Here is a 10,720-nt window from a genome sequence, read left to right on the forward strand (position 1 = left end):
CGCCAGCGTTCCAGGTCGCCGGTCGGCTGCTCGACGAGCAGCACGATGCCGCGGTTGGGCCGGAACGCAACGACGTCGGCCGACACCGCGACCCGCGGCGCGGCCTGGACACCGCGAAGCGCGAGCAGCCGGGTTGACAGCGACGGCCGTCGTTCGGGGAACCGGCCGACCTCGGCGAGGTGCGCGCCGAGTGCCATGAAGTCGTCGTAGGTCTGCTGCACCGGGTCGGCGAACAGATAGCTGACGACGCCGCCGACGCTGCGTAACGGCTCGGTCGCGGCGATGACGTGGTCGGCGTACTCGCCGTCGGCGATCCACCGGGCGCCGAGCGCCACGCCCGGCAGCGAGTACTGCTCGGGCATGTGGTCGAGCAGATGCCAGCGCAGGTAGCTGCCGTCGTCGCCGGCCGGCGCCGGCGGGGTGATGCTGAAGAATCCGGCGCGGACGCGGCTCATGGGTAGATCATGGCCGAGCCGGCCCGGCCGGCCCCGGTAGCCTCGCTGTTCGTGTCAGCCGAACCGAGTGAGGAGCTCAAGGAGCTCGCGGCGACGCTCTCCTCGATCGAGGTGGTGCTCGGACCGGATGAGATGCGTGGCGAGCTCGCCGCGCTGGAGACCGAGGCCGCCGACCCCGATCTGTGGGGGGACCAGGAACGCGCGCAGCGGGTGACCCGCCGCATGGCGACGTTGCGCGCCGATCTGGCCCGGCTCGACGGGCTGCACAGTCGCCTCGACGACCTCGCCGCGGCGATCGAGCTGGGCGACGAGGACCTGCTCGGGGAAGCCGTCGCGGATCTGCCGTCGCTGCGCTCGGACATCGAAGGGCTCGAGATCCGCACCCTGCTCTCGGGCCAGTACGACGAGCGTGACGCGGTCGTCACGATCAACTCCGGTACCGGCGGAACGGACGCCGCCGACTGGGCCGAGATGCTGATGCGGATGTACCTGCGGTGGGCGGAGCGCCACGACTACGCCACCGAGGTCTTCGACACCTCCTACGCCGAGGAGGCCGGCATCAAGTCGGCAACCTTCGTCGTACGCACGCCGTTCGCGTACGGCACGCTCGCGGGCGAGCACGGCGTCCACCGGCTGGTCCGGATCTCGCCGTTCGACAACCAGGCGCGCCGCCAGACCTCCTTCGCCGGCGTGGACATCACGCCGGTCGTCGAGGAAGCCGACCACGTCGACATCCCCGAGGACGAGATCCGGGTCGACGTGTATCGCTCGTCCGGCCCAGGCGGGCAGGGGGTCAACACGACCGACTCGGCGGTCCGGCTCACCCACATCCCGACCGGGATCGTCGTGACGTGTCAGAACGAGCGCAGCCAGATCCAGAACCGCGCCCGCGCGATGGAGGTGCTCGCCGCGAAGCTGCTGGAGGAGCGCCGCAAGGCCGAGGCGGCCGAGATGGACCGGCTCAAGGGTTCGCGCAACACGGTGGGGTTCGGCAGCGACGACAAGGTCCGCGACTACGTGCTGCATCCCTACCAACTGGTCAAAGACGCCCGAACCGGGCTCGAGGTGGGCAACACGGGCGCGGTCCTCGACGGCGACATCGACGCGTTCATCGAGGCCGAGGTCCGCTGGCGTCGCAGCCAGGCTGACGGGGCGTCGTCCAACTAGACTGTCGGGGTGATTCGCTTCGAGTCGGTGACCAAGACCTACCCGACGAGCACCCGCCCAGCGCTGGACAACGTGAGCGTCGACGTCGACAAGGGCGAGTTCGTCTTCCTGGTCGGTCAGTCCGGCTCCGGCAAGTCGACCTTCCTGCGGCTCGCGCTCAAAGCGGAGATCCCGACGAAGGGCGAGATCTGGGTGGCCGGAAAGCAGCTGTCCCGGCTCTCCCATTGGCGGGTCCCCGCGCTGCGCCGTCAGATCGGCACCGTGTTCCAGGACTTCCGGTTGCTGCCGAACAAGACGGTGGCCGAGAACGTCGCCTTTGCCCTCGACGTGATCGGCAAGCCGCGCCACGTCGTCGCCAAGGTGGTGCCGGAGGTGCTCAGCCTCGTCGGCCTCGACGGCAAGGAGAACCGCAAGCCCGACGAGCTCTCCGGTGGTGAGCAGCAGCGCGTCGCGATCGCGCGCGCGTTCGTCAACCGGCCGCGGGTCCTGCTCGCCGACGAGCCGACCGGAAACCTCGACCCGGCCACCAGCGTCGGCATCATGAAGCTGCTCGACCGGATCAACCGCACCGGTACGACGGTCGTCATGGCGACCCACGACTCGAACATCGTCGACTCGATGCGCCGCCGCGTGGTCGAGCTCGAAGGCGGCCACGTCACGCGCGACCAGAGTCGCGGCGTGTACGGGTACGCGCAGTAGCGGGCGGTCGAGATGCGTACTGAGTTCGTGCTGTCCGAAGTCGGGATGGGACTTCGCCGCAACGTGACGATGACCATCGCCGCGGTCATGACCGTCGCGATCTCGTTGACCCTGCTCGGCATCGCGCTGATCATCCGGATCGGCGCCGACCAGCTCGAGCACGACCTGCTCAACCAGATCGAGGTTTCGGTCTACCTGCAACCCGAGTGCGGCACCCCCAACGCCGGCGCGAACTGTTTGACGCCCGCCGACCGGACCAGCGTGGAGAGCACGCTCCAGCAGCTCCCGCAGGTCGAGGACATCACCTACATCTCGCAGGCTGACGGGTTCAAGCGCTTCGAGAGCGAGTTCCGCGACGATCCCGATCTGGTCAAGCACACCCCGCCGGATGCGATCCCTGAGTCCTTTGCGGTGAAGCTGAAGGATCCGCACGAGTTCGCAGTCGTCAACAGCGCGGTCGGGCGGGCGCCGGGCGTCCAGTCGGTCACGAACGCTTCCTCGAGCCTGAAGCGGCTGTTCTCCTTCTTCCATCACGTCACGCTCGGTGCGCTGCTGCTGACCGTGCTGTTGCTCATCTCGACCTGTCTGCTGATCTACAACTCGATGCGCGTTGCGGCCTTCAGCCGACGTCGCGAGACCGGGATCATGCGACTGGTCGGTGCCTCCGACTTCTACATCCAGGCGCCGTTCGTGCTCGAGGGGACCGCCGCCGGCGTCGCCGGATCCGGGCTGGCGGTGCTGCTGCTGATCGCGGTGAAGTGGTACATCAGCTCGACACTCGCCACGCGGGTGCTGACGCCGTTCGGCGAGTGGTCGACGCTCGCCGAGGCGCTCCCCATCGTGATCGTGATCGGCATCCTGCTGCCCGCGATCGCTTCGTTCCTCACGCTGCAACGCCACCTGCGGGTCTGATGTTCGCGGGTCGCGGCCGGTCGATCACCGCGGTCGCGGCGGCGGTCGCGGCTGCCTTCGCCGCCGGTGGTGCGGTGGGTGCGACGGTGCATCCCGGTCAGCATCACGCTGACGGGAGCGTGCTCGATCAGGCGCAGCAGGCGATCGAGGCCCGCGCGGCCAACCCGATCCCGCTGGCTGAGCTCCAGCACGCCGCGGTCGAGGGCATGCTGCACGCGCTCGGCGACCCGTGGTCGGCGTACTACGAACCGGCGCAGTACGCGAGCTTCCAGCAGACGCTGTCCGGCTCCTACAGCGGTGTCGGCGTGTGGGTGCGTCGTACGCCGGACGGGGTGCTGCTGATCGACAGCGTCGAAGCGGGCTCACCGGCCGCGGCAGCCGGCCTGCGTCCCGGAGACGTCCTCGAAGCGGTCGCCGGACTGCCGGTCGCGGGCATGACGGTCGCCGACGTCGTCTCGCGGTTGCGTGGCGAACCGGGCACTGACGTGTCGATCCGGGTCCAGCGAGACGGACGGTCGCAGCTCGACGTGCTGGCCCGCTCGACGATCGCCGACGACGACGTGACGGCCTCGCGGGTCGCGCCGGGGGTCGAGCGGCTCCGGATCGCCGCGTTCACCAGTGGCGTCGGACGGTGGGTCTACCAGCAGGTCGCCAAGGCCGCGGACGAGCACCTGCGCGGCATCATCCTGGACTTGCGCGACGACCCCGGTGGGTTGCTGACGGAAGCGGTGTCGACGGCGTCGGCGTTTCTCGCCCGGGGCCCGGTGGTGTCCTACGTGCAGCGGGGGAGCGCCCCCGACGTACTCGACGCGCTCGGTGGCGGCAACACCGGCATCCCCCTCGTCGTCCTCGTCAACGGCGGCACCGCCAGCGCCGCCGAGATCGTGGCCGGCGCGTTGCAGGACCGCGGCCGCGCGGTGATCGTCGGCACTCCGACGTTCGGCAAGGGCAGCGTGCAGGCGCCGGACCAGCTCTCCGACGGTTCCGACATCGAGCTGACGATCGGCCACTACCTGACCCCCGACGGCCGTTCGCTCGACGGTGTGGGCATCACCCCTGACGTGCTGATCGGTCCGGACACCTCGAATGCCGAGCTCTACCGGCGCGCGACCGAGGTGCTGTCCGGGCTGACCGCCGACGCCGGAAGCGCCGGCTGATGGGGGAGCAGCCGTGGTGAAGGAGTCCGGCCGCAAGCTGATCGTGCAGAACCGCAAGGCGCGTCACGACTACGCGATCGAGGACGTCCTCGAGGCAGGCATGGTCCTCGTCGGCACCGAGGTGAAGTCGCTGCGGGCCGGCCGCGCCTCACTGGTCGATGCCTTCGCCAGCGTGCGGGACGGGGAGGTGTGGCTGGAGAACCTGCACATTCCCGAATACACCGAGGGCACCTGGACCAACCACGAGCCGCGGCGCCGCCGCAAGCTGCTGTTGCACCGCGGCGAGATCGACAAGCTGGTGCGCACCACCAAGGAGTCCGGCTTCACGCTGGTCCCGCTGTCGATGTACTTCAAGGACGGCCGGGTCAAGGTGGAGATCGCGGTCGCGCGCGGCAAGAAGGCCTATGACAAGCGCCAGACGCTCGCGGCACGCGACGCCCAGCGGGAGATCGCCCGCACCGCGGGACGCCGCCACAAGGGCCGGGAGTGACCACGCCGCCGCTGTCCGACTCCGACGTCGTCGGCTACTGGCACGCCCTCGGCCTGCCCGGCATCGTCGATGCCCACGTGCACTTCATGCCGGAGTCCGTGATGCGCAAGGTGTGGGCGTACTTCGACGGCAAGGGACCGCTGACCGGACGCGAGTGGCCGATCGAGTACCGGTGGCCCGAGACAGACCGGCTCGCCCACCTGCGCGGCATGGGGGTCCGTGCCTTCCCTTCGCTCGTGTATGCCCACAAGCCCGGCATGTCCGAGTGGCTGAACGGCTGGGCGGCGCAGTTCGCGGCCGCCAACCCGGACGTGATCGCGACGGCCACGATGTTCCCCGAGCCGGGGGTCGCGGGCTATGTCGATGCGGCGCTGCGGGAGGGCGCGCAGCTGTTCAAGGTGCACGTGCAGGTGGGCGGCTTCGACCCGCGCGACGCCTTGCTGGACGAGGCCTGGGGGATGGTGGCCGACGCCGGCGTACCGGTGGTGGTGCACGCCGGCAGTGGCCCGACGGCGGGCGCCTTCACCGGTCCCGGTCCGATCGGCGAGGTACTCGCGCGCCATCCGACGCTGGCCCTCATCGCGGCGCACATGGGAATGCCGGAGTACGACGAGTTCCTGGCCTTGGCTGAGACCTATCCGAATGTGATGGTCGACACGACACTGTGCTTCACCGACTTCAGTGGCAGCGCCGCACTCGGTCCCGTCCTCGCGTTCCGGCTGGCTGCGCTGCAGCACAAAGTGCTGCTCGGATCTGACTTCCCCAACATCCCGCACCCGTTCGCTCACCAGATCGAGGCACTTGCCCGGCTCGACCTGGGCGATGACTGGATGCGTGCGGTTCTGTGGAACAACGCCGCCCGGTTGTTCGGCGTCTCAGGCGACGGCTGATTCCGGCGGGTCGGGGTCGCCGGTCAGCGGGTCCTGCTCCCTCGTCGTATAGGTGAAGCCGAGGAAGCTGGTCCAGGTCAGGGACCCGTCGGCATTGACGCCGACCTTCCACCGCTTCTTGGTCTTGAGCTGATGGTGCAGCTTGCACAGCGGCTGGAGGTTGTCGGGATTGGTGTCGCCGCCGCGGCCGTGCTCGAGTCGATGGTCGAGCTCGCACTGGTAGGCCGGGCGCGAGCAGCCGACCATCACGCATCGCGGCTGGGTGGCTTCGACCAGGTCGCGGAGCAGCTTCGAGGGTCGGTACTTGCGGCCGAGGTCGATGACGGTCCCGGTCAGCGGGTCGGTGACGAGTCGCCGCAAGGTCGCGTCGGCGGCGATCCGGCGTGCGGTCTCGGCGGTGATCGGGCCGTACCCGCTGAGCTCCGCCGGGTCGTCGTTGTCGCCGAGCAGCGTCGGGAGGCCGACCGTCACCAGCACCTGTGCGCGCAGCGCATTCTTGGCCGAGCGCCCGGCCGCTGCGGTGACGGCGGCGAAGAGCGCCGCGAAGCGCCGCACTCCGAGCGGGCGCTCGTCGCCGGCGCGCCGCATCGCGGCGGCTCGTTCGTCGAGCAGATCCATCATCTGGCGGACCTGCTCCGCTTCGCCGTGCGCGGTGATCGTGGCGGTGTCGTCCTCGCCGGGAAGGAACTCGACGTCCGAGTCGGCTCGGGCCTTCTCGGCTCGCTCGGCCGCGCCCGCCGGGTCGATCGCGATGATCTCCTTGCGAGCGGCACGGGCGAGCTGGCTGGGCGTCCAGCCTCGCGCCACCGCGAGCGGGACGAGCTTGGTCTCGACGCGTTCCACCACCGCCGGGGAGCAGTTGCGCGTGACGCGATGCAGCGACCTGAGGTGGCCGAGCGTGAGATCGCCGCGATCGAGCGCGGTCCAGCTCGCCGGCAGGCATTCGTCGATGCGCTCGACGAGCTCGAGGTGCGCCATCGCCGTCGCGAAGGGAGTCGCCGTCGCCGCCGCGATCTCGTTCGCGGCGAGGATGTGTTCGTCACCGAGGACGTACGGGTAGAACTCGCGAACTCCGCGGACGCAGTCGCTGGTCGCGATCATCTGCTGGGCTGTGGCCCAGGCGATCAGCTTGCCCCACAGTGCGTGCACCCGCACCGCCGACCGGGCATCGATCGGAGCCGCCCGGAGCGCGACCAGTCCGGCGGCCATCGACGCGCCGACCGGCATCTCCTCGAGCACCGCGATCCGGGCGTCCGACCTCGCGAAGGCTGAGGCCAGCGCCGCGTTCATGGCTCGAACATATGTTCGAACAAGCCCGACGTCAAGGCCTGTTCTTCGTTGTGGATGAACGGTTCTCGAGTGCGCCTTGTGGACGACGGCTCGGCTAGGAACGCACCAGCCGGGCGATGGCTTCTGCGGCCTCACGCAGCTTGAGGTCGGCCTCGTCGCCCTCGGCGACCGCTTGGCGCACGCAGTGTCCAAGATGGTCCTCGAGCAGGCCGAGGGCCACGGCTTGCAGCGCCTTGGTCGCGGCCGACACCTGGGTGAGGACATCGATGCAGTACGCATCCTCGTCGACCATGCGGGCGATGCCCCGGACCTGGCCTTCGATCCGGCGCAGCCTCCGCTGATAGGCGGCCTTGTCCGCTGAGTAGCCACGCGTCGTGGTCATGAGGCCGCCTTCATCTCGTGGTGAGCACAGTGCTCGATCGTGTCGGCAGAGTCGTTGCGGCCGCGTCGCAGCAGCACGATCCCGGCGAGGACGACCAGCGCGGCGAGGTTGAGCGCGGTCGTTGCGTCCCACGAGAAGTGCTCCGCGGCGATCAGCCGTGGCCGCCGGGTCGGCACGCCGCCAGCGGCGCGCATCAGCGGCTGGGTCAGCAGGCCGGCGGTGGTCATGGCGAACCACAGCGTCGCGACCAGGCGCACGGTGAGGGCGGCGCCGTACAGCTTGCGGTAGATCAAGACCATCGGCAGGGCGATCAAGTCGGCGAAGACGAACGCCATCACCCCGGCGAAACCCACGCCTCGCTGCCACAGGGCCGCGGCGAGCGGCACATTGCCGATCGAACACACGAAGCTGACCATCGCTACCAACGGACCCACCACCGCGTTCTCGATGGTGGTCCACACGCCGTGGCCCGTGACGAAGACCGAGGTCCAGGCGCGGGTGGGTACGCCGACCGCGAGGAACCCCGCGACGACGAAGCCGATCACCATCTCTCGACGCAGCATCATCAGGTCGGCGAGGGTGTAGCGCGCCGCCGCGCGAAGGCGATCCGCGGGCCGGCCTGGGTCATCGGCCTCCGGCTTCGGGCCGGTCGCTCCCACCGCCGCCTGGTCGGCGACCGTGGGCAGGATCGCGGCGATCAGCGCGATCATGATCGACCCGCCGACCAGCTCCGCGACGGCGAACTGCCAGCCGAGCAGTCGCCACATGACCAGGCCGAGCTCGACGACCAGGTTGGTCGAGGCGACCATGAACACGATCGAGGTCGTGAAGTCGGCGCCCTTGTCGAACAGCGAGCGCGCGATCGAGGTCGCGGCGTAGGAGCAGGACGAGCTCGCCGCACCCCACAACGAGGCGCGTACGACGGCAACGGGCCGGTGGTCACCAAGGGTTCGTGCCATCGCCTGGCGGGAGACCGTGGCCTGGACGACTCCCGACAGGGCGAAGCCCAAGACGAGGGCCCACAGTGTCTGCCAGAGCATGAAGAACGCCTCGTCGAAGCAGTGCCAGACGGTAGTGACGGCGCCCACCCCAGCCAGGTTACGCCGTACCCCCCGGGGGTATGACAGGCGTAGGCTGGACGCCGCAAGAAGCACGACCCTACGAGGGGGTGAACGGTTTCGACTTCGGACGTTGATTCAAGTGAAGCGGGCTGAGAACGTCACGTGATCTCATAAAACTCTCGTGGCAACTTCAATAAATGCCGATAACAACCGGCTCGCTCTCGCTGCCTGACAGGTAGCGAAGCTGTCAGCCTAGGGGCGCCTCCGCTCTAGGACCTGGCATCGATAGGAGGCTCTACCGCGGATCCCGGTCACGGGGGTCCAAGGGAAACCAAACAGTGACTGAGCTCGCAGCGGGGGGCCTGCACCGCCGCTGGAGCCGAGAAAACCACTGCAGGATGCGCCCGGAGAAGCCTTGATGATCCGCCGAAGGACGCGGGTTCGATTCCCGCCACCTCCACCAGAATGATCAGTCGCGGCAGCTGCCGCGCGGCACCCGGACCGTCGCCGGTGTTGCGGCGCGGATCGCGCAACCGCCGGGAGTGGTGACGGTGACCGGCGTACCGGCAGTGCTGATCGACAGCATCGCGCCGGACCGCTGGAACCGCACGACCGCCGTCGGCGGACGGGCGAAGCGGAAGCTGAGGTCCCACAGTCGGCCGCTGGTCGCCACGGTGTCGTTGGTCCACGACATCGGGTGCGCCGGGACCGGCTTGAACAGTCCCCACCGCAGCATCGCGGTGAGCTCCTGGTCGAAGTCCGGCAGGTCGTGCCCACCTGGATGCACCTCGTAGACCGTGTCGACCCCGGCCGCGACCAGCGCCTTGTGGAACGCCTGGCTCATCTCGTCGATGATCAGCGCCTCGAGCGCCGAACCGTAGAGGTCCGCGCCAGTCGCGTTGGGGTCACCGGCGGTTGCGTTGGCGATGCCGGCGGCGCTCGGTACGCCGGTTCCGGTGCTCTCGAACACGCGGGTGTGGGCGAGGTTCATGGCCAGCTTCGAGGGGTTGTGACCCGCCGCGTAGAAGCCGTACGGCGCGCCGTAGACCGGGAACAGGCCGTCCTCGCGCGGCCCGGCACCCGAGATGAGTCCCATCAGCGACCCGGCGATCGGGGAGAAGTACTGCGGGTCGACGAACCCCGACAGGCTCGCGACCGAGCCGAAGAACCCGGGCAGCCGGCCACCGAGGTAGGCCGCACCCAGCCCGCCCATCGAGAAGCCCGCAATCGCGTGGAAGCGGCGCTCGGGCAGGATCGGGAACCGGGCGAGGATGGTCGGCAGCACGGTGTCGAGCTCGTAGGTCTCCCACTTCGGCCCGCCGGGATGGCCACCGTTTCGCCAGTCGGCGTACCACCCGTTGCCGCCCTCGGGCATGGCGACGATCGCGTCGAGGTGCGCGGCTTCGAGCATCGCGACGATGCCGTCGGCGCGGTAGCTGTCGAAGTTGTTCGCAAGCGCGTTCAGCAACACGAGCAGTGGGTAGCGCCGGTGCGGGTCGTAGCCGGCCGGCAGCAGGACGTTCGCCTGCGGCGGGCCGGGTAGTTCAGCCACCGCTGCGGGATCTCATCGTGGGGCGCCGGAATCGAGATCTTGACCAGCCGAGCCTGGACGCCCGTCGCGGGGGCGGGTGCGGCGGCGGTTGCTGCTGCCGTCGCGCTCGTCGCGAAGCACGTGACGACAAACAGCGCCGACGCGGCCGCGAAGGCGGCGCGTCGAAGGCGGGTCGTCACCGCATGGTGCTTCGTGGTGCGGCAGGCGATCCCTGCCGCAGCACGAAGCGGACCGAGAGGAGCTAGGCGAGCATCAAGACGTTCGGGTTGTTCGGGTCGACGAGCACGCTGACCGTCGCACCCGGCTGGATCTGCGGGATCTGCACCAACGGCACGACCGCGTCGGTCTCGGCGGGATAGGTGTTGCCGTCGACGGTGACGGTCAGCGCGAGGTGCACCTGCGGGTTGTCGTTGATGAACGCGCCTGTCTGGTTGATCGTCGTGATGACCGCCGTGCCCGGCTTGCCGGTGGCGCGCAGCTGTGCGGCGAGCGCCGACTGCTGCTGGAGGTTCCCCATCATCTGGGCACCCATCGCGGCGGTATCCTTGAGGGCGCGGAAACCGCCGACGACGCCGCGGTGCTCCGGCGGGACCATTTCCTTGGCGGTCTTCTGCATGCTGCGGATGTCTTTGAACATGCCCATTGCCGGGCCTCCTACGGCTCGA

12 protein-coding genes and 1 other RNA gene are annotated in these 10,720 nt (G+C 69.3%); 7 read left to right on the plus strand and 6 right to left on the minus strand.

Annotation, left to right across the window (positions count from 1 at the left end):
• A partial coding sequence (locus tag VG899_12115; GenBank protein ID HWA67098.1) for a hypothetical protein occupies positions 1-455 on the minus strand: 455 nt, incomplete at its 3' end.
• A gap of 51 nt (positions 456-506) precedes the next feature.
• Between VG899_12115 and prfB the strand changes: the two genes are divergently transcribed.
• Genes prfB through VG899_12145 form a run of 6 tightly spaced genes read left to right on the plus strand, consistent with a single transcriptional unit; the run spans position 507 to position 5,770 of the window.
• Positions 507-1,622, plus strand: a complete 1,116-nt coding sequence (gene prfB, locus VG899_12120) for a peptide chain release factor 2 (protein ID HWA67099.1) — start codon at positions 507-509, stop codon at positions 1,620-1,622.
• Positions 1,623-1,631: 9 nt separating this feature from the next.
• Complete coding sequence (gene ftsE, locus VG899_12125) at positions 1,632-2,321, plus strand: cell division ATP-binding protein FtsE (protein ID HWA67100.1); 690 nt, start codon at positions 1,632-1,634, stop codon at positions 2,319-2,321.
• Between the two features lie 12 nt (positions 2,322-2,333).
• Positions 2,334-3,233 (plus strand): permease-like cell division protein FtsX, encoded by a 900-nt coding sequence (ftsX, locus tag VG899_12130; protein HWA67101.1) that lies wholly within the window; start codon positions 2,334-2,336, stop codon positions 3,231-3,233.
• The gene (locus VG899_12135) at positions 3,233-4,390 is read left to right on the plus strand and encodes a S41 family peptidase (protein ID HWA67102.1); all 1,158 of its coding nucleotides are present in this window, start codon (positions 3,233-3,235) and stop codon (positions 4,388-4,390) included. The genes ftsX and VG899_12135 overlap by 1 nt, the downstream gene beginning before the upstream one ends.
• A 13-nt stretch (positions 4,391-4,403) precedes the next feature.
• Positions 4,404-4,880, plus strand: a complete 477-nt coding sequence (gene smpB / locus VG899_12140) for an SsrA-binding protein SmpB (GenBank protein HWA67103.1) — start codon at positions 4,404-4,406, stop codon at positions 4,878-4,880.
• Positions 4,877-5,770, plus strand: a complete 894-nt coding sequence (locus VG899_12145; protein ID HWA67104.1) for an amidohydrolase family protein — start codon at positions 4,877-4,879, stop codon at positions 5,768-5,770. The genes smpB and VG899_12145 overlap by 4 nt, the downstream gene beginning before the upstream one ends.
• Here VG899_12145 and VG899_12150 read toward each other — a convergent pair.
• From VG899_12150 to VG899_12160, 3 genes are all read right to left on the minus strand, one after another.
• Complete coding sequence (locus VG899_12150) at positions 5,756-7,060, minus strand: DUF222 domain-containing protein (protein HWA67105.1); 1,305 nt, start codon at positions 7,058-7,060, stop codon at positions 5,756-5,758. The two genes, VG899_12145 and VG899_12150, sit on opposite strands and share 15 nt — an antisense overlap.
• A 94-nt stretch (positions 7,061-7,154) precedes the next feature.
• Entirely contained in the window at positions 7,155-7,442 is a 288-nt protein-coding gene (locus tag VG899_12155; GenBank protein ID HWA67106.1) for a metal-sensitive transcriptional regulator, read from the minus strand.
• Positions 7,439-8,530: a permease gene (locus VG899_12160; GenBank protein ID HWA67107.1), complete on the minus strand. Its 1,092-nt coding sequence runs from the start codon at positions 8,528-8,530 to the stop codon at positions 7,439-7,441. The genes VG899_12155 and VG899_12160 overlap by 4 nt, the downstream gene beginning before the upstream one ends.
• Before the next feature lie 76 nt (positions 8,531-8,606).
• On the opposite strand from VG899_12160, the gene ssrA reads away from it, so the two are divergent.
• Positions 8,607-8,966, plus strand: a transfer-messenger RNA (tmRNA) gene (ssrA, locus tag VG899_12165).
• Between the two features lie 6 nt (positions 8,967-8,972).
• Here the strand turns inward: ssrA and VG899_12170 are convergent.
• Together VG899_12170 and VG899_12175 are read right to left on the minus strand one after the other, a co-directional pair.
• Positions 8,973-10,055 carry an alpha/beta hydrolase-fold protein gene (locus VG899_12170; GenBank protein ID HWA67108.1) on the minus strand — a complete coding sequence of 361 codons (1,083 nt, stop codon included), beginning with the start codon at positions 10,053-10,055 and terminating at the stop codon, positions 8,973-8,975.
• Positions 10,056-10,296: 241 nt separating this feature from the next.
• Entirely contained in the window at positions 10,297-10,698 is a 402-nt protein-coding gene (locus VG899_12175) for a hypothetical protein (GenBank protein ID HWA67109.1), read from the minus strand.
• Between the last annotated feature and the right edge of the window lie 22 nt (positions 10,699-10,720).

It is taken from the genome of Mycobacteriales bacterium (assembly GCA_035550055.1).
GTDB lineage: Bacteria > Actinomycetota > Actinomycetes > JAFAQI01 > JAFAQI01 > DASZTV01.

Excerpts from the sequence above, each read along its gene's own strand:
- ftsX (HWA67101.1), top strand. The coding sequence starts at position 2,334 with ATGCGTACTGAGTTCGTGCTGTCCGAAGTCGGGATGGGACTTCGCCGC.
- VG899_12135 (HWA67102.1), top strand. The coding sequence starts at position 3,233 with ATGTTCGCGGGTCGCGGCCGGTCGATCACCGCGGTCGCGGCGGCGGTC.
- VG899_12150 (HWA67105.1), bottom strand. The coding sequence starts at position 7,060 with ATGAACGCGGCGCTGGCCTCAGCCTTCGCGAGGTCGGACGCCCGGATC.
- VG899_12155 (HWA67106.1), bottom strand. The coding sequence starts at position 7,442 with ATGACCACGACGCGTGGCTACTCAGCGGACAAGGCCGCCTATCAGCGG.
- VG899_12175 (HWA67109.1), bottom strand. The coding sequence starts at position 10,698 with ATGGGCATGTTCAAAGACATCCGCAGCATGCAGAAGACCGCCAAGGAA.